Source organism: Sphingomonas floccifaciens (genome assembly GCF_042681125.1).
In the GTDB taxonomy this organism is placed as follows: Bacteria; Pseudomonadota; Alphaproteobacteria; order Sphingomonadales; family Sphingomonadaceae; genus Sphingomonas; species Sphingomonas floccifaciens.
This window is the reverse complement of record NZ_JBHUFC010000003.1, coordinates 697,546-722,700: the sequence shown is the minus strand read 5'-3', so window position 1 is coordinate 722,700 and position 25,155 is coordinate 697,546. Positions and strand designations below refer to the sequence as shown.

Here is a 25,155-nt window from a genome sequence, read left to right as displayed (position 1 = left end):
CGTCGTCGTCCGACCACCCTTCCCCCGTTCGGCATGCCCTGCTATCCGCCGGCCGAATCTCGCACCCGCGAGCACCCGTCGGTACGCACCCGCGGCACCTCAGCGCCGCCCGCCGCCCGTGCCGGCATGAAGGAAGGGACCGCAGACCACATGACCGCCATCGGCCAGGACACGCTTTCGACCCGCACGACGCTGGACGTCGCGGGCAAGCAATATGATTATTTCTCGCTGGCGAAGGCGGCGGAAAAGTTCGGCGACATCAGCCGCCTGCCCTTCTCGATGAAGGTGCTCCTGGAAAACATGCTCCGCTTCGAGGACGGCAAGACCGTCACGACCGAGGATGTGCAGGCGATCATCGACTGGCAGAAGGATGCGCGGTCCGACCGCGAGATCCAGTATCGCCCGGCGCGCGTGCTGATGCAGGATTTCACCGGCGTGCCGTGCGTCGTCGACCTCGCGGCGATGCGCGATGCGATCACGAAGCTTGGCGGCGACGCGCAGAAGATCAATCCGCAGGTTCCCGTCCACCTCGTCATCGATCACTCGGTCATGGTCGACGAGTTTGGCACGCCCAAGGCGTTCGAGGAGAATGTCGAGCTGGAGTATCAGCGCAACATCGAACGCTATGAATTCCTGAAGTGGGGATCGAAGGCGCTCGACAATTTCTCGGTCGTGCCGCCGGGGACCGGCATCTGCCACCAGGTGAACCTGGAATATATCGGTCGCGGCGTCTGGTCGACCGATGCGAGCGGCGAGCACGGCGACGGCCGCGCGATCGCCTATCCGGACACGCTGGTCGGCACCGACAGCCACACCACGATGATCAACGGCCTGGGCGTGCTCGGCTGGGGCGTCGGCGGCATTGAGGCGGAGGCCGCCATGCTCGGCCAGCCGGTCAGCATGCTGATTCCGGAAGTCGTCGGCTTCAAGCTGACCGGCAAGCTCCAGGAAGGCATCACCGCGACCGACCTGGTGCTGACCGTCACGCAGATGCTGCGCGCCAAGGGCGTCGTCGGCCGCTTCGTCGAATTCTACGGCCCGGGCCTCAGCGAGATGACGCTCGCCGACCGCGCGACGATCGCCAACATGGCGCCCGAATATGGCGCGACCTGCGGCTTCTTCCCGATCGACGGCCGCACGATGGACTACCTGCGCCTGTCGGGCCGTCCGGACGAGGACATCGCGCTGGTCGAGGCATACTGCAAGGCGCAGGGCCTGTGGCGCGAGGAGGATGCGCCGGACCCGATCTTCACCGACACGCTCGAGCTCGACATGAGCACCGTCACCGCCAGCCTCGCCGGCCCGAAGCGCCCGCAGGACCGCGTGTCGCTCAGCAAGGTCGACGAAGTGTTCAACGGCGACCTGACCAAGGTCTACAAGAAGGACGGGCCAGAGCGCGTTGCGGTCGAGGGTCGTGGGCATGACATCGGCGATGGCGACGTCGTGATCGCCGCGATCACCAGTTGCACCAACACCTCGAACCCGTCGGTGCTGATCGCCGCCGGCTTGGTCGCCCGCAAGGCGCGTGAAAAGGGCCTGAAGCCAAAGCCCTGGGTCAAGACCTCGCTCGCCCCCGGCTCGCAGGTCGTGACCGACTATCTCGACAAGTCGGGGCTGTCGGCGGATCTCGACGCCATGGGCTTCAACCTGGTCGGCTATGGCTGCACCACCTGCATCGGCAATTCGGGGCCGCTCGCCGAGCCGATCTCGAACGCGATCAACGGGCATGACATCGTCGCCGCGTCGGTGCTGTCGGGCAACCGCAACTTCGAAGGCCGCGTGTCGGCCGACGTTCGCGCGAACTTCCTCGCCTCGCCGCCGCTCGTCGTCGCCTATGCGCTGAAGGGCACGGTGACCGAGGACATGGTCGCGCTGCCGATCGGCCAGGGCTCGGACGGGCAGGACGTGTTCCTGAAGGACATCTGGCCGACCAACGACGAAGTCCGCGCGATGATGGACGCGAACATCGACGACGAGATGTTCCGCAGCCGCTATGGCAACGTCTATCAGGGCGACACCCACTGGCAGGGCATCTCGGTCGAGGGGTCGGACACCTATCGCTGGCCGGCGGCATCGACCTACATCGCCAACCCGCCCTATTTCGAGGGCATGGAGATGACCCCGGCGCCGGTCGCCGACATCATCGACGCCAAGCCGCTCGCCATCCTGGGCGACTCGATCACGACCGACCACATCTCGCCGGCGGGCTCGATCAAGACCGACAGCCCGGCGGGCAAGTGGCTGCAGGAGCGTCAGGTCAGCAAGGCCGACTTCAACAGCTATGGCGCGCGTCGCGGCAACGACAACGTCATGGTCCGCGGCACCTTCGCCAACATCCGCATCAAGAACGAGATGGTCCCCGGCATCGAAGGCGGCATGAGCCGCTATGGTGACGAGGTCATGCCGATCTACGATGCCGCCATGCGCCACAAGGCCGACGGCACGCCGCTGGTCGTCATCGCGGGCAAGGAATATGGCACCGGTTCGTCGCGCGACTGGGCGGCGAAGGGCACCAACCTGCTGGGCGTCCGCGCGGTCATCACCGAAAGCTTCGAGCGTATCCACCGCTCGAACTTGGTCGGCATGGGCGTGCTGCCGCTGCAGTTCGCCGAAGGCGTGACCCGCGAGACGCTGGGCCTGACGGGCGACGAAACCTTCACCATCGAGAATGTCGCGAGCCTTCGCCCGCGTCAGAACGTCACGGTGAAGCTGACCCGCGCCGACGGCTCGACCGAAACCTTCGAGACCCGCTGCCGGATCGATACCGTCAACGAACTCGAATATTTCCTCAACGGTGGCATCCTGCAGTACGTGCTGCGCAACCTCGCCGCCTGATGCGATCCGTCGCGGGGCTCGTCCTGCTGCTCAGCCCGCCGCTCGCGGCGGCGCAGCAGCCGGCGGGTCCCGCGCGTGGGCTGACCGGCGCCTATGACGCCGGCAACCCCTTCGCCCGCATCCTGCGCGGCGAATTACCGGTGTCGAAGGTCTATGAGGACAAGACCGTCCTTGTCTTCATGCCGCTGACGATGGCCAAGCCCGGCCATGTCCTCATCATCCCGAAGCGACTGGGCGTCCGCAACCTGCTCGACCTGACGCCGGCCGAACTCGCCGCCTGCATGGTCGCCGCGCAGAAGGCCGGGCGCGCACAAATGGCCGCGCTCGGTGCCACGGGCTTCCAGATCCGTCAGAACAACGGCAGCGACGCGGGGCAGGAGGTGTTCCACCCGCATGTCCACGTCATCCCGTTCGTCGGACCGGACAAGGCCTTGCGCACCGACGCGGATCGCAACACACGTGCGGAGCTCGATGCAATGGCGGCGCGATTGCGTGCCGCCTGGCCGAAGGACTGACGTGATGCGTATCGCCCTGCTTGCCGCCGCCCTGCTGTTCCCCGCGACGGCCCTCGCCGCGCCTGCCCCCGTCACCGGCCGCTGGCTGACGGTCGAGGGCAAGGTGATCGTCGAGATCGCGCCCTGCGGCGCCCAACTGTGCGGGCGGATCACGAAGGTGCTCAAGCCCCGCCCCGGCGGCCCGGCGGTCGACGCCAACAACCCCGACCCCGCCAAGCGCCGCCAGCCGATCGAGGGCCTGTCGATCCTGACTGGCTTCACCGCGAAGAACGACCGCTGGGGCGGGCGCATCTACGATCCCGAGAGCGGGCGGACCTATCGCTCCGAACTGTCCGCCGCCGGCAACGTGCTGAAGGTCAAGGGCTGTTTCGGTCCCTTCTGCCGCTCGCAGGAATGGACGCGGCTGCGGTGAGTGGCCTTCGTTAACCATAGGATGGTAGTGGACCCGCTTCGGAGCGGGAGAGGCGCGTGAGAAAACCACAGACCGTCGCGGCGCTGACCGAGCTTGGCCGGGTGCAGCTGTCGAAGAGCTTCTTCCTGCGCGACTTCCTGTTTTCCGAAACCGCGGCGATGCACGGCCTGTCGAACGTGCCCGACGATCCGACCCTCGCCATCGCGGCGGGCACCCGGCTGTGCGAGGATCTGCTGGAGCCGTTGCAGGACGCCTTCGGCCGGATCGCGGTGCGATCGGCCTATCGCTCCAGCGAGGTCAACGCGCTGTGCCATGCGAAGGGCTATGGTTGCGCCTCGAACGAGCGCAACGCCGCCTACCACATCTGGGACCGCCGCGATGCGAAGGGGCATATGGGCGCGGCGGCGAGCATCGTCGTGCCGGGCTTCGCCAACCGCTTCGACCAGCCGGGCGACTGGAAGCGGCTGGCGTGGTGGATCCACGATCACCTGCCCTATGCGACGATGGAATTCTTTCCGACGCGGTGGGCGTTCAACCTCGGCTGGCACGAACGCCCGCTGCGCGCGATCATGAGCCATATCCCGGGCGACCGCGGCTATCTGACGAAGCCGGGGATGGCCGGGCATGACGACGCCCATGAGGCGGAGTGGGCGGGGATATTGCCCTGAGAATCCTCCCCGCTCGGGGAGGGGGACCGCGACGCGCAAGCGGCGTGGTGGAGGGGGCTCTCCACCAGCGGATCGGTCAATGGAGAGCCCCCTCCACCATGCTGCGCATGGTCCCCCTCCCCGTGCCGGGGAGGATCTCAGTTCGCCTTCCGCGCGCCCATCGTCAGGAAATAGATCGCGAGCCCGACCACGTTCCACCCCAGGAACCAGAGCTGCGTCGTACTGGGCAGGCTGATGAACAGGTACAGGCAGCCTAGCACAGCTCCCGCGCCGACGACCCAGGCGGCCGGTGTGCGGAACGGGCGATGCATGTCGGGGGCGCGGCGGCGCATGACGAGCATGCAGACGGCGACCGCGACGAAGGCGGTCAGCGTGCCGGCATTCGCCAGCGCCGCGATCGCGTCGATCGGCAGGAAGCCGGCGAACAGCATCACGACTGCGGCGGTGAACATGGTGATGCGCACCGGCACGCCGCGCCGCGACACCTTCGCCAGCCCCTCCGGCAGCAGACGGTCGCGCGCCATCACGAAGAAGATGCGGCTCTGGCCGTAGAGGAAGGCGAGGATGACGGTCGGCAAGGCGATGATGGCCGACGCCGCGAGGAACGCCGCCGCCCCGCCCTGCCCCAGTTCGCGCAGGATCAGCGCCAGCGGCTCCGGGCTGTCGGCGAACCGGGCATATCCGATCGCCCCGACCGCGGCGACCGCGACGAGCATATAGATCACCACGCACGCCAGCATCGATCCGACGATGCCAATCGACAGGTCGCGGCCCGGATTCTTGGCCTCTTCCGCCGCGGTCGAGATGGCGTCGAAGCCGTAGAAAGCGAAGAAGATGATCGCCGCCGCTGCCATCACCCCGCGTTCGACCCCGCCGTCCGACAGATGCTTGGCGAAACCATAGGGCGAGAACGGCTTCATGTTGGCGGTATCGAAATAGGGCAAGGCGACCGCGACGAACACGGCGAGCGCGATCAGCTTCACGACGACCAGGATCGCGTTGAGCGTCGCGCTTTCCTTGGTGCCGAGCGTCAGCAACCCGGCGACGACCGCGACGATGAACAATGCGGGCACGTTGATGCCCCAGTTCGTCACGGCGCCGTCGACCATCGTCGGCCCGTGCGTCAGCGCATCGGGCAGCGCGATGCCCAGCCCGCTGAGGAATCCGACCGCATAGCCCGACCAGCCGACCGCGACCGTCGCGACGACCAGCGTATATTCGGCAAGCAGCGACCAGCCGACGACCCAGGCGATCACTTCGCCCAGCACGGCATAGGAATAGGTATAAGCGCTGCCCGACACCGGCATCATCGTCGACATTTCGGCATAGGCGAGCGCGGCGCACGCGCAGATCGCGCCGGCGATGGCGAACGACAGGATCACCGCCGGCCCGGCACGATCGGCACCGACGCCGATCAGCGTCAGGATGCCGGTGCCGACGATCGCACCCACCCCCAACGCGACCAGATGCGGCCAGGAGAGGGTGCGCGCGAGCTGATGCTCCGACGCCATCTGCGACGACGGCACGATCGCCTTGCGCCGAAAGATCCCACTGTCGCTCATGCCCGCTCCCCGTATCGAATGTTACGACCCGGTGTAGCGCGCACGCCTCCGTCGACCAAGTCTAACCATTTGCTAACCATTATCCTCAATATCTCGGGAGGACACCTGCGGGACGAGATGGACGATGGCGACGAAGACGACGATCCGGGCCTATGATCTGGCGACATTGCTCGATTCCGCACCGCCGGGCATCACGACGCTGTCGCTCGACTGTTTCGATACGCTGCTGTGGCGCAATACCCACGCGCCGAAGGACGTGTTCTGCGACATCGCGATGCGCGGCGGCGCGATGCAGCCGCGCGCCTGGGCCGAGACGATGGCGCAGCGGATCGCGCACCGGACGTCCGGCAGCTACGAAATCCGCCTGGCCGACGTCTATCGCCGGCTGCTGACGAACGCGTCCGAAGCGGAGATCGCCGAGGCGGTCGAGCGCGAGATCTGCTTGGAGGAACGCCAGCTCTTCCCCTTCGCCCCCGCCGTCGCACTGATGCGCGAGGCCAAGGCGCGCGGGCTGAAGATCATCATCGTCAGCGACATGTATATCGGCGAGGCCGAATTGCGCCGCCTGCTCGCCAAATGCGCTGGCGACGACGTGCTCGCGATGGTCGATCACATCTTCATGTCGTGCGAGCATGGCAAGCCCAAGGCAGCGGGACTGTTCGAGCCGGTGCTGAAGGCGATCGGCATGCGGCCGGACCAGGTGCTGCACGTCGGCGACAACAAGATCGCGGACTATGACGGTGCGGCGCGCGCAGGCATCCACGCGGTCCATCTCGAACAGTTCGATGAGGAAGCGAAGACCCGGCTGCGGCTGGAAATGAGCGCCGGGATCATGATCGATCCCGCCACCCGCGTGACCGTCCCCGCCTATCAACCCCACCGCGCAGCCGTTGCTGTCCGCCAGGAGACAGACGCCGCCTATGTCGTCGGGCACGACGTGATGGGCCCGGTGATGCACGCCTTTGCCGAACTCATCAAACGCGACGCCGACGCCCTGTCGGCCCGGATCGGCAAGCGCGTCCGCCCGCTGTTCATGCTGCGCGACGGCTATCTGCCGTGGCGCGTGTTCGATGCGCTCTATCCGGACTATGGCGCGGCGCAGGTCGAACTCAGCCGCCTGGTGGCGACGCGCTCGACCCTGACCGATGCCGCCGCGCTCGACCTGTTCACCGCCGAGAACGTCCACGTCCTGACGCCGCAGTCCTTTGCGCGCCACCTGATGCTGTTCGACGGCGAATGCCGCACCGCGCTGAAAAGCTCCGATCCGCGCGCCGCGATGGGCAAGCTGGTCCGCGATCCCGACATCCGCCGAAAGGTCTTCAAGCGCGCCGCCGCCTTCCGCGACCGCACCATTGCACACCTGCGCCGGGCGGGTGTGCAGGACGGCGAAGCGGTGATGCTGGTCGACGTCGGCTACAAGGGGACGGTGCAGAACGTCGTGACGCCGATGCTGGAGGCGCAGATGGGCCTGCATGTCGCCGGCCGCTACCTGTTCCTGCGCGAGGAATGCGTGTCGGGCCTCGACAAGGTCGGGCTGCTCGACGTCGACATGATCGAATGTCGCGCGATGCACGCGCTCGCCACCTGCGTCGCGGTGGTCGAACAGATGTGCAATCTCGAACAGGGGTCGACCATCGATTTCAAACCCGACGGAACGCCGATCCGCGAGGATTACGAGCTGAACGTCAAACAGGGTGCGATGCGCGAGCGGATTCAGTCCGCCTGCGTCGACTTCGCCCGCCATGCCTATGCCGAGATGCACCGCCGACCCGCTTCGGATGACGTGACCGCGCGCCGCCGCATGGCCGCCGCCATCCTGACGCGGCTGCTGTACCTGCCGATGCCGCGCGAGATCGAGCTGTTCAAGGCGTTCGACCACGACAATAATCTTGGGTCGAAGACGGTCATCAAGCTGCTGGACCCGACGGAGGCCGAAGAGGGTCTGCGGCGCCGCGGGCTCGCCTATGTGTCCGAGAACCGCCGCATGTATGTGCCGGCGGAGATTGCGAAGCACGGCCTGCCGCTGAACATTTCGCTGCTGTCGTGCAGCCGCTTCGCGCTCGATTTCCGCAACAGCGATTTCCAGGTCGGCGGGATCGACGTGCCGGTGCTGTTGCTCGACGCGACGGAACAGACCGTCATGCCGATGACCGCCTATCCGACGCATGAAGGCTATTACCGCCTGTCGGTGCCGATCAAGCGCGGCTGGACGACGGTCGCGGTGCAGTTTGGGCAGCTCTTGTCGTCGGTGCAGATCGGCGACGCCTGCTGGATCGGCGCAGGCGAATATGACGCCGATTGGGTGGCGGATCGCACGGCTGCGATCACGATGACCGACGGAATGCAGAATCTGGCCGGCGACCTGTACGCTTGCGAGGCGACGGGCGTGCTGATCGCCGCGCCGCCGAACGTCGACGATCAGGTACTGAGCCTCGTCTTCCGCCCACTCCACGCCCGCGCGAGCGACGCGGCCGAGGTTTCGCAGCAGATCGCCGCCTGATCGTCAGCGCCCGATCGCCTGGCGGCTGAGCGCGGCGCAGTCCGCGTCGCTGGCGGTCGGCCCCTGTCGGCCGGTGATCGCGCGGCCCAGACCTTTCAGGATATTGCCGACCGATTTGGTTTCCGGCGGCACGACGACCTTCGGCGCGCTGAGCGTGCCGGATGCCGTCGCCGATCCGGGAATGCGCAGCAGGCTGCCGTGCTTCGGCGCGCCGGTCAGCGTCGCCGCGATCGTCTCTGCCGGGAAAGCGATCCCACCGGTGCCACGCGTCTGGCTGGCGCTGGTGTCGACGATCAACGGCGCGAAACGGCCGCGCCCGCCGTTCATGTCCAGCCGCGCCACCGCGCAACGCAACCGCGCCCGATCGTCGTCGCCCGCGGTCAGCGCACGCCCGGCGTCGAAGCCGAGCATCGCCGCGACCTTCGCCGGCAGCGCCCCGTCGCGCGCGACGATGCCGATCGCGCCGCTCGAACGCCCGACCGCCGCCCGGATCGTCTCGCCGACACCGGTCAGTCGCACGCGTGCATCGACCCGGCCCGTCACGTCGCTGCCGCCCGCCAGCGCGGCAATGCTGCCGCCGGTCAGGTCGAGGGCCAGGGTGACCGTAGGATCGGCCCGCCCACCGCGCTGATCGACCTTGACCGTGCCAGCGACGACACCGCGCGGCAGGCCGACCCGCAAGGGATCGATCGTCAGCAATTGCCGGTCGAGCGTCAGCACGCCCTTCGCCGATCCGATCGGCGATGCCGATCCGCGGGAAAGGATGCGATCGATCCGGAACGCGATACGGCCATCGGTCTTGTCAATCTTGCCGATATCGACGCGGGTGTTCGGCACCACCCGCGGCCCGATCGCCCGCGTCAACGCCGCCGCCTTCGCCAGGCCGGCATCATCGGCGAGATCGTCGAAATCGAGACGCGTCGCGTGGATATCGCCGTCGAGCACGGTGCGCCCGCTCGTCTTGTCGACGCCCAGTCGGCCGGCAAAGTCCGACCGCCCGATCCGTCCGCGCAGGTCGTCGACCTGCCATTTCGGACCGTCGTGGCGGACGTTGGCCGTCAGGCGGACGGGCTGGGTGCCGAACAGCCCGGCCTCGATCACCGCGTCGATCCGCTTCAGGCTGTCGGCCTGTGCGGTCACCGCGATCGTCATGCGTTCGGTATCCAGCGGTGCATCCATCTGGCCGCGCGCGGTCATCGACAGTTGCGCGCCGTCGATCCGCGCGCGGAACGGCCAGGGCGTGGCGGCGGCGGTGATCGCCGGTCCGCTCGCCTCGACCCGCACCGGCGCCCCGCGCACATTCCCTTGCCCGCGGGCGACGAAGCCCTTCGCATCGGAGGTGACGGCGATAGTGAAACGGCGATCCTGCTTGGCGTCGCGATAGTCGACGACGGCATCGCGGATCGTCAGCCCGTCGAGGCGCAGCGGATGTCCGGTGCCCGATTCCGCGCTATTCGGATCGTCCCAGTTGGTGCGGCCATCGGCCTGCCGGACGAGGTTCAGGCGCACCCCGCTTGCGGTAACGTCTTTCGGATCGAGACGCCCGCGCAGCAGCCCGAAGGCCCGGATCCGCATGTCGAGCGTCCCGATGCGCGCGAGATCCCCCGTTCCCGCCCAGCCCGGCTGTGGGATACGAATATCGCGGATGCGGATCGTCGGCGTAAACGAGAACGCCGGGGTACGATCGAGTGCCCCGATCGTCACCGGGCGTCCGAACCGCTCGCTGAGTGTCGCCTCCGCCCGCTCGCGAAACGGCGCGACCGGAAAGGCGGCGATGACCAGCACCGCGACCGCCACCAGCGCCACGAGCAAAATTGCGGCCCAGCGGAGCCATTTGCGATGATTCGATGCCATTGTTGCGGCGACGAAGGACGGCGGCTTTTGTTCCAGCCCCGCAACGACGGGTACGGTCAGAAGTCGATCGCGATGCCCTTCTTTTCCCAATCGCCGTAGCGGGTCGGGTGCCGATCGTTCGACGGTTCGGGCTTGGGATCGGGGCCGGGTTTGGGGACCGGCGGGTTGGGCGGCAGGTCGGCGGGCGGTTTCACATGCGCGGGTCGCTCACCCATATCCAGTCTCCGGCGATTGCGGTTTGCGTGGCAAGCGGCCACATCGGCGCGATGGCCGCTCCATACAAGCCCAACCGTGACGATGCCCCCGGCGTTCCCACCCGTCGTGCCGCATTGCGCCTGCTCGATGCCGTATTGCGGCGGGGGCAGGCGCTGGAGGGGGCGTTGCACAATGCGACGCAGGGGCTCGACCACCCTTCCGACCGCGCGCTCGCTCACGCCATCGCCGCGCAAGTGCTGCGGCGGCTGGCCGACCTCGATGCGCTGATCGATTCGGCGACGCGCCTGCCGCTCCCCGACGACGCCAAAGCGCGCACGGCGCTGCGCATCGCCCTTGCACAGGCGATCCTGCTGGAGACGCCGCCACATGCCGCGATCTCGACGGTGCTGCCGCTGGTCGACGGCGGCCCCCGCAAGCTGGTCCACGGCGTGTTCGGAACGTTGATGCGGCAAGGCGCGACCTTGCCGGAGACGCCCGCCCTGCCCCCGATAGTCGCCGCGCGCTGGACCGCTGCCTGGGGAGCGGAGATGGTCGCCGCCGCCGGACGCGCGATCGCCGATCAGCCGCCGCTCGACCTGTCGCTGAAGTCGGACGCGGTCGAGCATCCGGACGGCGTTTCGCTGATGCCGCGCCATGTCCGCCTGCCTGCGGGCACGGGCGTACGCGCGGCGGAAGGGTTCGGCGAAGGCGGCTGGTGGGTTCAGGATCTTGCCGCCTCGCTCCCCGCGCGCCTGCTGGGCGACGGGGCGGGCCGCGTACTCGACCTGTGCGCGGCACCGGGCGGCAAGACGATGCAGCTGGCCGCCGCCGGGTGGCAGGTGACCGCACTCGACGTGTCCGAAAGTCGTCTGGCGCGACTTTCCGACAATCTGACCCGCACCGGTCTGTCGGCGGACGTGGTGGTCGCCGATGCGCTGAGCTGGACGCCACCCGAGCCGTTCGATGCGATCCTGATCGACGCGCCATGCAGCGCGACCGGAATCTTCCGCCGCCACCCGGACGTGCTCCACCGTGCGTCGCCCCGCGTCATTGCCGAGGCTCGGGATATCCAGGCGGCACTGCTCGCCCGGGCCGGCGACTGGGTGCGTCCGGGCGGGACGATCATCTATGCGGTATGCTCGCTGGAGCCCGAGGAAGGCGAGGCGCAGGTCGCCGCCTTGCTCGACGCGCGGAAAGATTTCGCGGTTTCGCCGGTTACCGGCGGTGACTTGCCGGGAGGTATCGCGCCCACCGCGGAAGGCTTCGTTCGCACGCTGCCCGGTATGCTCGCCGACGCGGGCGGACTCGACGGCTTCTTTATCGCACGGATGACCCGCAACGCCTGACTTGTCGCGCGCGGGGACGGTGGCTAAGGGCAGCGGGCATGCAGCCGGTCCGCATCGCCCCGTCCATCCTGTCCGCCGATTTCGCCAAGCTGGGCGAGGAAGTCCGCGCGATCGACGCGGCGGGCGCGGACTGGATCCACATCGACGTGATGGACGGACATTTCGTCCCCAACATCACGATCGGCCCGGCGGTGGTGAAGGCGCTGCGCCCGCACACCAGCAAGCCGTTCGACGTCCATCTGATGATCTCACCGGTCGACGCCTATCTCGACGCCTTTGCCGAGGCCGGTGCCGACATTATCACCGTCCACCCCGAGGCCGGCCCGCACGTCCACCGCACCGTCCAGCACATCAAATCACTCGGCAAGCGCGCCGGCGTGGTGCTGAACCCCGCGACGCCGGCCAAGATGCTCGACTATCTGATCGACATGGTCGACCTGGTGCTGGTGATGAGCGTCAACCCCGGCTTCGGCGGGCAGAGCTTCATCCCAAGCCAACTCAAGAAGATCGCCGCGATCCGCAAGATGATCGACATGTCGGGCCGGCAGATCGACCTGCAGGTCGACGGCGGCGTCGATGCAGCGACCGCGCGCCAGTGTATCGAGGCGGGGGCGGATGTCCTTGTCGCCGGCAGCGCGACCTTCCGCGGCGGGCGGGACCGCTACGCCGCCAACATCGCCGCACTCAGGGGCGAAGTCGCCGCGGCATGAGCGACATGCCGCTCGACGACCTCCCCGCCGACGGGATCGACGAGGGCAAGCGGCTGATCCGCGTCGGCGGCGATACCGCGCTATCGTTGACCGAACGCCTCGTCGAACGCTTCTACCGCCTGACTTGGCGTACGCCGCTCCACGGGCTGCGCCTACGCGGCAAGCATCCACTGCGGCTGATCACGGTCGCCGACGATCCGTTCGCCGGGGACGCGTCGCGCGGTCGCGCACTGCTCGACGGGACCATCGCATTGCGGGGCGAGCGGCGCGCGATCGAGGGGCTGGACGCGAGGCTGCCGGGCGCGAGCCGTGCGTTTGCCGACCATGTCCACGGCTTTGCTTGGCTGCGCGACCTGTCGACCGTCGCCCCCCGCACCCAGGCTGCCCCGATCGCGGAAGCGATTATGCGCGCCTGGCTCGCGGTGCATGCGGACGACATTTCCGATCCGGCATGGCGGCCCGACCTGTGGGGCCGGCGCATTCTGGCGTGGGTCGCGCACGCGCCGCTGATCCTGTCGTCGAGCGACCTCGTCTATCGGTCGTCGGTGCTCCATGCGCTCGCCCGCGGCGCGCGGCATCTGGAACGGACGGCCGACAAGGCCCCCGCCGGCGCGCCGCGGATCGCCGCTTGGGCCGGCGTGATTGCCGCCGGGCTGATGATCCCCGGTGGCGATCCCCGCCGCATGTTCGGCGAGGACGGCATGGTCCGCGCGCTCGCCAAGTCGTTGTCCGACGACGGCGGGACGGTCGGTCGGTCGCCGACCGGCCAGCTCGACGCGCTGATGACGCTCGTCGCACTGCGCGCCGTCTATGCCGCGCGGCGGATGGAGATGCCGGCCGAGATCGAACTGGCGATCGGCCGGCTGGTGCCCGCGCTGCTCGGCGTGGCGCACGGCGACCGCGGGCTGTCGAGCTGGCAGGGCGGCGGGCCGATCGCGGGTGACGTGATCGACGCCGCGATCGCGGCCAGCGGCGTGCGCACGCGTCCGCTGCGCCAGGCCCGCGCCTGGGGATATCAGCGGCTCGCCAACGCCGGCACCTTGCTGATCGTCGACGCTGCCCCGCCGCCGATCGGACAGATGATCGACGGCGGCTGTGCATCGACGCTCGCGTTCGAGATGTCGGACGGGCCGAACCGGCTGATCGTCAATTGCGGCGGCGCCCGTGCGGCGAACGCGCAGCTGCCGCCGGCCCTGACCCAGGGATTACGTACGACCGCGGCGCATTCGACGCTGACATTGGGCGATGCCAATTCGACCGCGATCCAGGCCGACGGAATGCTGGGGCGCGGCGTGGGCGAGGTCGAGCTGGCGCGCCAGGAAACCGATACGGTCAGCCGTATCGAGGCCAGCCACGACGGCTATGTCCGCCGCTACGCCCTCACACACCGCCGCCAGATCGCGCTGGGTGCGGATGGCCGCGACGTGCGGGGCGAGGATTCGCTCCTGCCCGCCGGACGCGGTGGCAAGCGGCGCAGCGGCCCGCTGGGGTTCGCCATCCGCTTCCACCTTGCGCCGTCGGTCGAGGTATCGCCGACCGCCGATGGCCAGGCCGCGCTGCTGCGCCTGCCGGGCAACATCCTCTGGCAGTTTCGCTGCAAGGGCGGCGCGCTGACGGTCGAGGAAAGCGTCTGGATCGACGGCGATGGCCGCCCGCATCCGACCGAACAGCTCGTTGTCTCCGGGGAAACGCCCCCCGGCGGCACGAGCGTCAGCTGGTGGCTCCACCGCTCACGATAAGGGATATCGAATGACCGACGTTACCATCCGCCGCGCCCTGCTATCGGTGTCGGACAAGACCGGCTTGGTCGATCTCGCCCGTGCGCTCGCGGACAAGGGTGTCGAGCTGGTCTCGACCGGCGGCACTGCCAAGGCGATTCGCGAGGCCGGCATCGCGGTCCGCGACGTGAGCGACCTGACCGGCTTTCCGGAGATGATGGACGGCCGCGTGAAGACGCTGCACCCGACCGTCCACGGCGGCCTGCTCGCGCGCCGCGACACGCCTGAGCATATGGCTGCGGCAGACGCGCACGGCATCGGCATGATCGATCTGGTCGTGGTCAACCTCTATCCCTTCGCGGCGACCGTCGCGCGGGGCGCGAGCCGCGAGGACATCATCGAGAATATCGACATCGGCGGCCCGAGCATGGTGCGGTCGGCCGCGAAGAACCATGACAGCGTCGCGATCGTCACCGACCCAGCCGACTACGAGGCAGTTGCGCGCGGCGTCACCACGCTCGACGAACGCCGCAAGTTCGCCGCCAAGGCCTTCGCTGCAACGGCCGAATATGACGCGATGATCGCCAGCTGGTTCGCCTTCGCCGACCAGGGCGAGCAATTCCCCGAACGGCTCAGCGTCCCGCTGAAGCGCGGCCAGTCCCTGCGCTACGGCGAGAACCCGCACCAGTCGGCCGCGCTCTATCTGCCCGCCTTCGCGCCCGCCGGTAGCATCGCCGACCACGTCCAGGTCCAGGGCAAGGAATTGAGCTACAACAACCTCAACGACGCCGACGCGGCGCTGGAACTGGTCGCGGAATTCCGTGACGGCCCGCCGACCGTCGTTATCGTCAAGCACGCCAACCCCTGCGGCGTCGCGACCGGCGAGACATTGGTCGAGGCGTATGAGAAGGCGCTCGCCTGCGACAGCGTCTCGGCGTTCGGCGGGATCATCGCCGTCAACCGCCCGCTCGACGGCCCGACCGCGGAAGCGATCAGCGGCATCTTCACCGAAGTCGTCGCCGCGCCTGACGCCGACGATGCGGCCAAGGCGGTGTTCGCGAAGAAGAAGAACCTGCGCCTGATCCTGACCGGCGACCTGCCCGATCCCGCGCGCGGCGGCATGATGCTGAAGTCGATTGCGGGCGGCATGCTGCTGCAGGGCCGCGACGGTGGGCAGCTGGGCGACCTGACCGTCGTCACCAAGCGCCAGCCGACGACCCAGGAACTCGCCGACTGCCGCTTCGCCTGGACCGTCGCCAAGCACGTCAAGTCGAACGCGATCGTCTATGCCAAGGACGGCGCGACCGCCGGCGTCGGCGCCGGACAGATGAACCGCCTGGAAAGCGCGCGCATCGCCGCGTGGAAGGCCAAGGACGCGGCCGAGAAGGCCGGCTGGGCGGAACCGAAGACGATCGGTTCGGCGGTGGCGTCGGACGCCTTCTTCCCCTTCGCCGATGGCTTGCTCGCGGCGGTCGAAGCGGGCGCGACCGCGGTGATCCAGCCGGGCGGCTCGATCCGCGACGAAGACGTGATCGCGGCGGCGGACGAGGCGGGACTGGCGATGGTCTTCACCGGGATGCGCCACTTCCGGCATTGAACGCCAAACGCCGTTCGCCCTGAGCTTGTCGAAGGGCTATCCTTTCTTCGCGCCGCGCACCGATCGGTGACGAAGAAGGACAGTGCTTCGACAAGCTCAGCACGAACGGAATTAGGTGGAGGCCTCCGCCTTCGGCATCTTGCGGAACAACGCGCGGTCTTCCTCGCCGAACGCCCATTTCCACAGAACGAATGCATAGGTCGCGGCGATCGCCGGGATGCCGATCAGCAATTCGGCCCACTCCAGGCGCTTGGGCAGGCTGGTGAACGCCCCCCCGACGAGGATCGCCGCCACCGCCGCCCACACCAAAGGCCAGCGGATGGGATTGACGCTTGCGCCCAGCAGTCGGGACAGGAACAGGTTCTTGACCACCGACCCGCAGGCGAGCGCGACCATCAGCGCCACCGCGACGCCCGCTGCCTGATAGTTGATCGGCCACCCCGCCCAGCGCATCGCCAGGATCAGCGCGAAGCTCAGGCCGATCTGGAACGCGAGCACGCAAACGGAGATCATCAAGTTGCGATGCCGCGCGATGTAGACCAGCGCGGACTCGCTGACCGCGCCGGGCGAGGCCAGCACCTCCGCGAACAGCAGGAAGGCGAGCGCGGCGGTGCCGGCGACGAACTGCGGCCCGACGACGCCCATTACGGCTTCGCCGGGGATTGATCCCATCAGCGCCAGCATGCCCTGTGCGGCGACGATCCAGAAGCCGACCTGCCGCACCTGTCGCGCGACGGCCGCCCGGTCGTTCTCCTTCAGGCTGTGCGTGATGACGGGGCCGAGGACGGGATCGAAGCTGGTCTTCAGCTTGGCCGGCAGCGACGAGACCTGCTGCGCCATATAATAGATGCCGACGACCGTGGGGGTGAACATCACCCCCAGAATGAATCGGTCGACGTTGCGCGTCGCCCATTCCAGCGTGTCGGCCCCGGCCAGCGGCATGTTCGCGCGGGCAAGTGCGAACAATGGCCGCAATTCCGGCTTCCACCCCCGCGGCACGCCATAGCTGCGCAGGAACGGCACCAGCGACGCGGTCAGCGCGGCGACCATCGATGCGGCATAGGCGAAGATCAGGCCGTCGCGCGCCGAGACATAATAGAAGCCCCACGCCGCGATCGAGATCGTCCACGGTTCGATCACCGCGCGCGCGGTCACCGTCGCCTTGACGTTCAGACGATAGGCGAGCGCGGCCAGGCTGACATCCGACCAGGCGATCGCGACGACGATCAGGCTCAGAAACCGCTCGGCGCCGTAAATCTCGCTGTTCGGGTACATCGCCTGCGGAAAGACGAACAGGATGGCACTCGCGATCATCGACGCAACGAAGGCGACCGCCATCGCGTCCCAGGCGACATCGACATGCGGCCGGTCGGTGCCCGTCAGCGCCTGCGCGAGGCCCCGCTTGAGCCCCAGCGTGGCGACGAGCGCGGCGAACTCGACCACCACCACCGCCAGCGCGAAGCGGCCGACGATATCCGGGCCATAGAGGCGGCCGGCGATGAACAGGAACGGCAGACGCGCGAGCAGGCGCAGCGCGAAGCCGGCGATGTTCGTGCGGCCGCCCTTCGCGAGGGCGGCGATGTCCTGTTGGGACTCAGCCACGGACCGTTACCAAAGATACCGTTCGTGCTGAGCCTGACGGGCGCCCACCAAAGTAATACTTTGGTGGGATCCTGGCCGAAGCACCGTACTTCGATACGCCCGTGCCTCGCTTGCGGCTCAAAGAACGGCCCTTCGACAAGCTCAGGGCGAACGGGACGTGGGTCAATGCGCCGCGCCCCAGCTCGGGCCGGTGCCGATCTCCACCCCCAGCGGCACGCTCAAGCGGACCGCAGGCTCGGCCGCCGTCTCCATCACCCGCCGGATCACCTTGGTCGCCGCCGCCACGTCGCCTTCGGGCAATTCGAACACCAGTTCGTCGTGGACCTGCAACAGCATCCGCACATGGCCCAGCCCCGCATCGGCCAGCGCCGGCCCCATCCGAGTCATCGCGCGCTTGATGATGTCGGCGCTGGTGCCCTGGATCGGCGCGTTGATCGCGGCGCGTTCGGACCCTGCGCGCTCGTTCGGATTGGGCGCCTTGATCCGCGGGAAATGCGTCTTCCGTCCGAACAGCGTCGTCGTATAGCCGCGCGCCTTCGCCTCTTGCAGCGTGTCGGCGATGTATCGGTTGATGCCTGGGAAGCGCTCGAAATAGCGCGAGATCATCGCCTGTGCCTCGTCGGGCGTCACATCGAGCCGGCCCGCGAGGCCCCAGCGCGAGATGCCGTAGAGGATCGCGAAGTTGATCGTCTTGGCGCGGCCGCGGGTGTCGCGGTCGACCGTGCCGAACAGTTCCTGCGCGGTCATGCTGTGGATATCGTCGCCGCGTTCGAACGCCTCGCGCAGCTGCGGCACGTCGGCGATATGAGCGGCAAGGCGCAGTTCGATCTGCGAATAGTCGGCGGACAGGATGACGTTGCCCGGCTCCGCCACGAACGCATCGCGGATCTGGCGGCCGACCTCGGTGCGGATCGGGATATTCTGGAGGTTGGGATCGGTCGACGACAACCGCCCGGTCTGCGCGCCGGTCAGGCTGTAGCTGGTGTGGACGCGGCCGGTCGCCGGGTTGATCTGCGCCTGTAGCGCGTCGGTGTAGGTCGACTTCAGCTTCGACAGCTGGCGCCAGTCGAGCACCTTCACCACCATCTCGCGGCCCGGCGAATCCTTGTCCGCGGCGATCCGCTCCAGTTCGTTGACGTCGGTCGAATAGACGCCCGACTTGCCCTTGCGCCCGCCCTTGATCCCCATCTTGTCGAACAGCACTTCGCCCAATTGCTTGGGGCTGCCGATGGTGAACTTGAAGCCGGCGATACCGTGGATTTCCTCCTCCAGCGCCGCGATCTGCTGGGAGAAATCGGCGGACAGCCTGGCGAGGATGTCGGCATCGACCTTGATCCCGTGCATTTCCATGCCGGCGACGACCGCGGGCAGCGGCCGGTCGACCATCTCGTACACACGGGTCGAGCCTTCGAACGCCAGCCGCGGTTTCAGACGGCGCCACAGCCGCAGCGTGACGTCGGCATCCTCGGCGGCATAGCGGGTCGCGGCCTTCAGATCGACTTCGTGGAAGCCGATCGCCTTCTTGCCGGTCCCGGTCACGTCCTTGTACGCGATGCAGCTGTGCGACAGGTGCGTGGCGGCCAGTTCGTCCATGCCGTGGCCATGGAGCCCCGCATCGAGGTCGAAGCTCATCACGATCGTGTCGTCATAGGGCGCGACGCTGATGCCCAGCCGCCCGAGCACGATCATGTCGTACTTCAGATTATGCCCGATCTTGAGGACGCTCGGGTCCTCCAGCAGCGGCTTCAGTTTGTCGACCAGCACATCGCGGTCGATCTGCACCGGCTTCTCGGCGAACATGTCCGTCCCGCCATGACCGACCGGCACATAGCAGGCGAGGTTCGGGGCGAGCGCCAGGCTAACCCCGACCAGTTCCGCCCGCGTCGCGTCGAGCCCGGTCGTCTCGGTATCGATCGCGACGAAGCCCTGGTGACGCGCGATCTGCACCCAGTGATCGAGCCGTTCGGGATCGGTCACCGTCTCATAGCCATCGTGATCGCACGGCGGATCGGGATCGGGATCGGGCATGCCCGCCACGTCCGGCGTCTCGACCGGCGCGTCGGCGGCACTCGCGCCGGTGCCGAGCTTCGCCAGCAATGACTTGAAGCCGTGATGCTCTAGAAACGCGCGCAAGGGGGCATCGGGGATGCCCTTCAGCTCCAGATCCTCCAGCGCGTCGGGCAGCGGCACGTCACAGGCCAGCTCGACCAGCTTGCGGCTGATCCGCGCGCTTTCGGCGTGCTCGATCAAATTGTCGCGCAGTTTGCCCTTCTTCATCGTCTCGGCCGCGGCGAGCACGGCTTCGACGTCGCCGTGCTCCTGGATCAGCTTCGCCGCGGTCTTGGGGCCGACACCGGGGACCCCCGGCACATTGTCGACGCTGTCGCCCATCAAGGCGAGCACTTCGCCGACCTTGTTGGGCGGCACGCCGAATTTCTCGAACACCTCCGCCGATCCGATGCGGCGGTTGTTCATCGTGTCGAGCATGTCGAGGCTGCCGTCCTCGACCAGCTGCATCAGATCCTTGTCGGACGACACGATCGTGACCTGCCACCCTTGCGCGAGCGCGGCCTTGGCATAGCTGGCGATAAGGTCGTCGGCCTCCCACCCCGCCTCGTCGATACACGGCAGCGAAAAGGCGCGGGTCGCGTCGCGTATCATCGGGAACTGGGGCACCAGATCCTCGGGCGGCGGCGGGCGATGCGCCTTATACTGATCGTACAACTCGTTGCGGAAGCTGTGCGACGACTTGTCGAGCACCACCGCCATATGGGTCGGGCCATCCGCCTTGTGCAGGTCGTCGGCCAGCCGCCACAGCATCGTCGTATAGCCATAGACGGCGCCCACCGGCTCGCCATGCTTGTTCGTCAGCGGGGGCAGGCGGTGATAGGCGCGGAAGATATAGCCGGAGCCGTCGACCAGGTAGAGATGGGGCATCCGCGGGCGATAGCAGGGGGCGGGGATTTGCTAAAGCCTAAGCCTCTCGATCGTTATGCCGGACTTGATCCGGCATCCAGAGCCGCAAACGACACGGCCTTTGGCCCTGGATCCCGGGTCGAGCCCGGGATGACGGTCATTACGCCGCGATCGGGAACCGCAACAACCGGTCGTCGAGCGCCACCAGCGCCTGCGCACCCGTCCCCACCGCGCGGACGATCTCCGGATGCCCGGCATCCAGCCCTCCGGTCAGCGCACCGAACGCGGGCAGGATCAACTTGGTCGGCGTCGCCACGAAGCAGCGGCGGGCGACCTGCTTGCCGCGAACCCGAACGCGCAGCTTGGGGTGGAAATGGCCCGACAGTTCGGGCCGCGGATCGCGGGGATCGGCTTCGTGGCGCAGCACCAGGCCGTCGACCAGCGCCTCGTCGACGATCTCGCCGCCGCAATGGTCGACCATCATGGCGTCATGATTGCCGGTGATCCACGTCCAGCTCGTCGCCGACGTGAGCGCGCGAAGGCGATCCTGCGCGGCCTGCGGCAGGCGCTCGCAGCCCTTCGAATCGTGGAAGCTGTCGCCGAGGCACCAGATTTCCTGCGCGCCGGTCCGATCGACCAGTGCCGTCAACGCGTCGAGCGTGACGAGCGAATCATAGGGCGGCAGCAACTGGCCGAAGCTCGCGAACCAGCTCGCCTTTTCGAAATGCAGGTCGGCGACCAGCAGCGCACGGCGCGCAGGCCAGAACAGCGCTCCCTCACGAAGCGCGTCCAGCTCGATACCGGCGAACGAAAAGCGAACCATGCGGGCGCCCTTACACGCACGCGACTCGCAGATTCAAGAGGTTAACCGGCAATCCGCGACGCCCGGTTGCAGCCGACACGACAGGGTGTGGTCGTCGGGACGCCACGCTGCATCAGGAAGCGCGCCTCACGGTTGGCGAAGTCGATGTCGACGCGACGAAATTGCCGGAGCGCGTCCATGCCGAGCATCAGCGCCGGGCGCCGGTCGAGCCCGAAATGCGCGAAGGGCGCGACATCGGCAAAGGCGATCGGCATGTCGCTGAATTGGATGCTGCCCAGACGCAACGTGCCGGCGCGACCATAGTCGGCGGTGACCGTGCCGCCCGTCGCGCTGTACAGCGTCAGCGGCTGGAATCGGCCCGTCCGCTGCATCAGCCGCTTCAGCGCCAGATTGCCGATGGTGACGGCGGACCCGGTGTCGAGCACGATCCGCACCGCCCGGCCATCGACCTGGGCATCGGTGACGATCAACTGCCCCAGCGTCGATTTCGCGCGCACGACGATCTCCCCGGGCGCGGCGGCGGGCGTGCGGCGCAGCTTCACCGAAGGCGACACCGCCATCGCTTTGGCATCCAAATCGATGGTGACCTTGTGGTTCTGCAGCGTATCGATGCCGAGCAGCCCCATGGCGCCCAGATCGGTCGCGTCGAGCGCGGGGGCATCGATCCGACCGATGCCGGGTACGCTCGACAGGCGCAGCGACGGGATGACGACGGTACCGACCCGCGTCCGCCCGCTCATCGCCACCACCATGACGTCACCCGCCGAGGCAAGACCGAGCGTACCGGCCAGCTGCCGCGAAATGACGGTGCGTTCGGAACCGGTGTCGATCACGAAGCGGAACGGCCCCGCCCCGGCGATCTGGACGGGGACGGTCATACGCTCCTCGACCATCGTCAGCGCGACCGGCGTTTCGACGGGCGGCGGCGGGGGCGGGGGCGCCCGCACCGCATCGGTGGCGAGCGGGAGCAGGCCGAGCAGCGGCAGCATGACGATGGGCAGACTCATCGCGACCTCTCCTATGATCGCGGCAGGCTATGCCTGTCGGGGATGGGGGGCAAGCATCGCCCCATTTTCCGGATACTTGCGCGCCCTCCCCGTTCGCCCTGAGCTTGTCGAAGGGCTGCACTTCTTCTGACCGCGAGATGTAGGGCGGCAAAAGAAGGACAGTAGTTCGACAAGCTCAGCACGAACGGATTTGCGGCATGGTCGCCCTCTCAATCCAGCGCCATCGCCTCCGCCGCCAGCGCTTCCGCCTCGGTCAGCAAGGCGTCGTCCGCCGCGCCCGATTGCGCAACGCTCTCGCGCCCGATCAGCACCAGCACTGGCACCGCGAGCGGGCTGATGCGGTCCAGTCGCGCATGCAGCATCGTCCCCTGTGCGCGGTCGAGCAGGTCGGCCAAGCGCCCGACATCGGTCATCCGCGCCCGCGCATCCTCCCACGCCGCCTGGAGCAGCAGGTGGCTCGGCTCGTATTTGCGCAGCACCTCGTAGATGAGGTCGGTGGAAAAGGTGACCTGCTTGCCCGACTTGCGCTTGCCGGGGTGCTGGCGCTCGACCAGGCCCCCGATGACCGCGACTTCGCGAAAGGCGCGTTTGAGCAGGTTCGATCCCTGCACCCAGTCGACGAACTCATGCTCCAGAATTTCGGGGCTGAACAGCTGGGCGGGATCGTCGATCGGCTCCAGGGCGTAGCAGGCGAGCGCATAGTCGTTCGACACGAAACCGATGGGTTTGAGGCCCATCGCCTCCATCCGCCGGGTGATGAGCATGCCGAGCGACTGGTGCGCGTTCCACCCCTCGAAGCTGTAGGCGACCATGTAATGCCGTCCCTCACGCTCGAATGTCTCGACCAGCAGCTGATCGGGCGCGGGGAGCATCGAGCGGCGGTCCTGCACCTCCAGCCATTCGCGCACGTCCGCCGGGAAGCGGTGCCATTCGGCACGGTCGTAGAGGAAGGTGCGGACGCGGTGGGCGAGGTTGGTCGACAGCGCCATGCGCGTGCCGACGTAGGTCGGGATGCGGGCGGGCCTGGTCGTCGCGCGGACCCACAGGTCGGCGATATCGATCCGCTCGACCTCCAGGCTCAGCCCGGCAAAGAAGAAGGTGTCGCCGACCGACAGGGTGGACGCGAAATATTCCTCGACCGTACCCAGCTTGCGGCCGTTCTTGAACCGCACGTCGAGCGTGACGGCGTCGACGATGATCCCAGCGTTGAGGCGGTGCTGCGCGACGAAGCGCGGGTGGCTGACGCGCCACAAGCCGTCCGCCCCCTTTGTCAGCCGCTTGAACCGGTCATAGGCGCGCAGGGCATAGCCGCCATCGGCGATAAACTGGAGCACGCGGTCGAACGTCTCGTCGGGCAGTGCCGAATAGGGCAGTGCAGACCGGATCTCGCCCAGCAACGCGTCACGCTCGAACGGCGCGGCGCAGGCGACCGCCATGATATGCTGGGCCAGCACATCGAGTGCGCCGGAGCGGAAGATATCGGGATCGAGCTCCCCCGCCTCCACCGCGTCCAACGCCGCACGCGCTTCCAGATATTCGAAGCGATTGCCCGGCACGAGCACCGCTTCCGACGGTTCGTCGAGCCGGTGGTTGGCGCGGCCGATACGCTGAAGCATACGGCTCGACCCCTTGGGCGCGCCCATCTGGATCACGCAGTCGACATTACCCCAATCGACACCCAGGTCGAGGCTGGCGGTCGCGACCAGCGCGCGCAGGCGACCGTCGGCCATCGCGGTTTCGACCTTGCGCCGCGCCTCCTTGGCGAGACTGCCGTGGTGGACGCCGATCGGCAGGCTCTGGTCGTTCTCCTTCCACAGATCCTGGAAGATCAACTCAGCGAGGCTACGGGTGTTGCAGAACACGATCGTCGTCTGCCGCGCCTCGATCTCGCGCATCACCTGCGGCGCGGCGTAGCGGCCGGAATGCCCCGACCAGGGCACGCGGCCCTGCGGCAGCAGAATCGCGATGTTCGGGTCGGCACCAGGCTCGCCGCGGACCAGCCGGACGGTATCGATATCGCCATCGGGGGCCAGCCAGGCGCGATAGCCGTCCGGATCGGCGACGGTCGCCGACAGCGCGACGCGGCGCATGGCGGGGGCGATCGTCTGGAGCCGCGCAAGGCTCAAGCCCAGCAGGTCGCCGCGTTTTCCGGTCGCGAAGGCGTGGACCTCGTCGATCACGACCGTCTTCAGGTTCGCGAACATCTCGAAGCTGTCGGGATAGCTGAGCAGCAGGCTGAGCGATTCGGGCGTCGTCAGCAGGATGTGGGGCGGCCGCGCGCGCTGGCGGGCCTTGCGATCGGAGGGCGTGTCGCCGCTGCGCGCCTCGACCCGGATGGCCACGCCCATCTGCTCGATCGGCGTCATCAGGTTGCGCTGCACGTCGACCGCGAGCGCCTTGAGCGGCGAGACATAGAGCGTGTGAAGTCCGTCGAAGCCGGGGCTTTCGATCAGATCGGCCAGCGTCGGCAGAAATCCCGACAGCGTCTTGCCCGCGCCCGTGGGCGCGACGAGCAGGGCGTTCTCACCCGCCCTGCCCGCGCTAAGCATCTCGCGCTGGTGCCGGCGCGGCGACCAGCCCCGCGCGGAGAACCAGGCAGTCAGCGGCGCGGGAAGGTCGGTCAGGTCATGCACATCGGCGATATAGGATGCGGCCCGCCTCAGTGCACTTCGCTTGCCTTGTCGGCCCGCTCCTGCCGCTCGTAATTCGCCCGCGTCGCCTGTTCGGTGCGCTGTTCGGCACTGCGCGAGCGGCGATTGCTCATCACCACCCAGGCCAGCACCGCGATCAGCAACAGCGGCCCAACGATCGTCAGGATGCTCCAGATTCCACCACCGGTATCCATCATCATATTCCTTTTCAGGTCCGGCGGCGTCAACGAAGCGCGGGCGACAA

General features: G+C 67.8%; 18 protein-coding genes. 9 read left to right on the top strand and 9 right to left on the bottom strand.

Going from position 1 to position 25,155, the window contains the following annotated elements:
* Positions 1–150: 150 nt before the first annotated feature.
* From acnA to ACFSC3_RS10440, 4 genes are read left to right on the top strand one after another with little or no spacing between them, the layout of a single operon-like run.
* A complete protein-coding gene (gene acnA / locus ACFSC3_RS10455) occupies positions 151–2,835 on the top strand; it encodes an aconitate hydratase AcnA (protein WP_380940343.1) in 2,685 nt (894 codons plus the stop codon).
* Complete coding sequence (locus tag ACFSC3_RS10450; RefSeq protein ID WP_380940342.1) at positions 2,835–3,350, top strand: HIT family protein; 516 nt, start codon at positions 2,835–2,837, stop codon at positions 3,348–3,350. The genes acnA and ACFSC3_RS10450 overlap by 1 nt, the downstream gene beginning before the upstream one ends.
* A 4-nt stretch (positions 3,351–3,354) precedes the next feature.
* On the top strand, positions 3,355–3,762 hold the full coding sequence (locus ACFSC3_RS10445; RefSeq protein ID WP_380940341.1) for a DUF2147 domain-containing protein: 408 nt from the start codon (positions 3,355–3,357) through the stop codon (positions 3,760–3,762).
* Between the two features lie 56 nt (positions 3,763–3,818).
* Positions 3,819–4,430, top strand: coding sequence for a hypothetical protein (locus ACFSC3_RS10440; protein ID WP_380940340.1), 612 nt, complete (start codon positions 3,819–3,821; stop codon positions 4,428–4,430).
* A gap of 137 nt (positions 4,431–4,567) precedes the next feature.
* Here the strand turns inward: ACFSC3_RS10440 and ACFSC3_RS10435 are convergent, their stop codons facing one another.
* Complete coding sequence (locus ACFSC3_RS10435; protein WP_380940339.1) at positions 4,568–5,992, bottom strand: amino acid permease; 1,425 nt, start codon at positions 5,990–5,992, stop codon at positions 4,568–4,570.
* 124 nt (positions 5,993–6,116) lie between these two features.
* Between ACFSC3_RS10435 and ACFSC3_RS10430 the strand changes: the two genes are divergently transcribed.
* Entirely contained in the window at positions 6,117–8,492 is a 2,376-nt protein-coding gene (locus ACFSC3_RS10430) for an HAD family hydrolase (protein WP_380940338.1), read from the top strand.
* A gap of 3 nt (positions 8,493–8,495) precedes the next feature.
* On the opposite strand, the gene ACFSC3_RS10425 is transcribed toward ACFSC3_RS10430, so the two are convergent.
* Both ACFSC3_RS10425 and ACFSC3_RS10420 read right to left on the bottom strand, forming a co-directional pair.
* Positions 8,496–10,346 (bottom strand): AsmA family protein, encoded by a 1,851-nt coding sequence (locus ACFSC3_RS10425; protein ID WP_380940337.1) that lies wholly within the window; start codon positions 10,344–10,346, stop codon positions 8,496–8,498.
* A gap of 56 nt (positions 10,347–10,402) precedes the next feature.
* A complete protein-coding gene (locus ACFSC3_RS10420) occupies positions 10,403–10,561 on the bottom strand; it encodes a DUF1674 domain-containing protein (protein ID WP_380940336.1) in 159 nt (52 codons plus the stop codon).
* Positions 10,562–10,612: 51 nt separating this feature from the next.
* Between ACFSC3_RS10420 and ACFSC3_RS10415 the strand changes: the two genes are divergently transcribed.
* Genes ACFSC3_RS10415 through purH form a run of 4 tightly spaced genes read left to right on the top strand, consistent with a single transcriptional unit; the run spans position 10,613 to position 15,912 of the window.
* A complete protein-coding gene (locus tag ACFSC3_RS10415) occupies positions 10,613–11,887 on the top strand; it encodes an RsmB/NOP family class I SAM-dependent RNA methyltransferase (protein ID WP_380940908.1) in 1,275 nt (424 codons plus the stop codon).
* Positions 11,888–11,925: 38 nt separating this feature from the next.
* Complete coding sequence (gene rpe, locus ACFSC3_RS10410) at positions 11,926–12,597, top strand: ribulose-phosphate 3-epimerase (protein WP_380940335.1); 672 nt, start codon at positions 11,926–11,928, stop codon at positions 12,595–12,597.
* Positions 12,594–14,336: a heparinase II/III family protein gene (locus ACFSC3_RS10405; protein ID WP_380940334.1), complete on the top strand. Its 1,743-nt coding sequence runs from the start codon at positions 12,594–12,596 to the stop codon at positions 14,334–14,336. The genes rpe and ACFSC3_RS10405 overlap by 4 nt, the downstream gene beginning before the upstream one ends.
* 10 nt (positions 14,337–14,346) lie before the next feature.
* On the top strand, positions 14,347–15,912 hold the full coding sequence (purH, locus tag ACFSC3_RS10400; protein WP_380940333.1) for a bifunctional phosphoribosylaminoimidazolecarboxamide formyltransferase/IMP cyclohydrolase: 1,566 nt from the start codon (positions 14,347–14,349) through the stop codon (positions 15,910–15,912).
* A 111-nt stretch (positions 15,913–16,023) separates the two neighbouring features.
* On the opposite strand, the gene ACFSC3_RS10395 is transcribed toward purH, so the two are convergent.
* The 6 genes from ACFSC3_RS10395 to ACFSC3_RS10370 all read right to left on the bottom strand — a co-directional run bounded on the left by ACFSC3_RS10395 (position 16,024) and on the right by ACFSC3_RS10370 (position 25,111).
* Positions 16,024–17,514, bottom strand: a complete 1,491-nt coding sequence (locus ACFSC3_RS10395) for a lipopolysaccharide biosynthesis protein (protein WP_380940332.1) — start codon at positions 17,512–17,514, stop codon at positions 16,024–16,026.
* 162 nt (positions 17,515–17,676) lie between these two features.
* Positions 17,677–20,451 carry a DNA polymerase I gene (gene polA / locus ACFSC3_RS10390; protein ID WP_380940331.1) on the bottom strand — a complete coding sequence of 925 codons (2,775 nt, stop codon included), beginning with the start codon at positions 20,449–20,451 and terminating at the stop codon, positions 17,677–17,679.
* Positions 20,452–20,590: 139 nt separating this feature from the next.
* A complete protein-coding gene (gene pdeM / locus ACFSC3_RS10385) occupies positions 20,591–21,253 on the bottom strand; it encodes a ligase-associated DNA damage response endonuclease PdeM (RefSeq protein ID WP_380940330.1) in 663 nt (220 codons plus the stop codon).
* A 41-nt stretch (positions 21,254–21,294) separates the two neighbouring features.
* Positions 21,295–22,260 (bottom strand): aspartyl protease family protein, encoded by a 966-nt coding sequence (locus ACFSC3_RS10380; RefSeq protein ID WP_380940329.1) that lies wholly within the window; start codon positions 22,258–22,260, stop codon positions 21,295–21,297.
* Between the two features lie 209 nt (positions 22,261–22,469).
* Positions 22,470–24,863, bottom strand: a complete 2,394-nt coding sequence (locus ACFSC3_RS10375; protein ID WP_380940907.1) for a ligase-associated DNA damage response DEXH box helicase — start codon at positions 24,861–24,863, stop codon at positions 22,470–22,472.
* A 56-nt stretch (positions 24,864–24,919) separates the two neighbouring features.
* A complete protein-coding gene (locus tag ACFSC3_RS10370) occupies positions 24,920–25,111 on the bottom strand; it encodes a hypothetical protein (protein ID WP_380940328.1) in 192 nt (63 codons plus the stop codon).
* Positions 25,112–25,155: the final 44 nt, after the last annotated feature.